A 316-nucleotide genomic window follows, 5' to 3' on the forward strand; every position below is an offset into this window, starting at 1 on the left:
TGATTTCGGTATGCGGCGACGGCGGCTTCATGATGAACAGCCAGGAACTGGAAACCGCCGTGCGTCTGGGCATGCACATCACCGTGGTGATCCTGCGTGACGACGGCTACGGCATGATCCGCTGGAAGCAGGCCAACATGGGCTTCACCGATTTCGGCCTGGACTATGGCAACCCGGACTTCGTCAAGTACGCCGAAGCCTACGGTGCCAATGGCCACCGCGTGGAAAGCGCCGAAGGCCTGCTGCCGCTGCTGGAGCACTGCATCAAGACCCCGGGCGTGCATGTGATCGACTGCCCGGTCGATTACAGCGAGAA

The 316-nt window shown here is 61.4% G+C and carries 1 protein-coding gene; it reads left to right on the forward strand.

Going from position 1 to position 316, the window contains the following annotated elements; genetic code table 11:
- Window positions 1-316: thiamine pyrophosphate-dependent enzyme (locus tag ACF8MI_RS25480; RefSeq protein WP_392493538.1), on the forward strand; the 316-nt coding region annotated here is incomplete at both ends.

It is taken from the genome of Pseudomonas sp. yb_9 (assembly GCF_043103635.1).
GTDB lineage: Bacteria > Pseudomonadota > Gammaproteobacteria > Pseudomonadales > Pseudomonadaceae > Aquipseudomonas > Aquipseudomonas monteilii.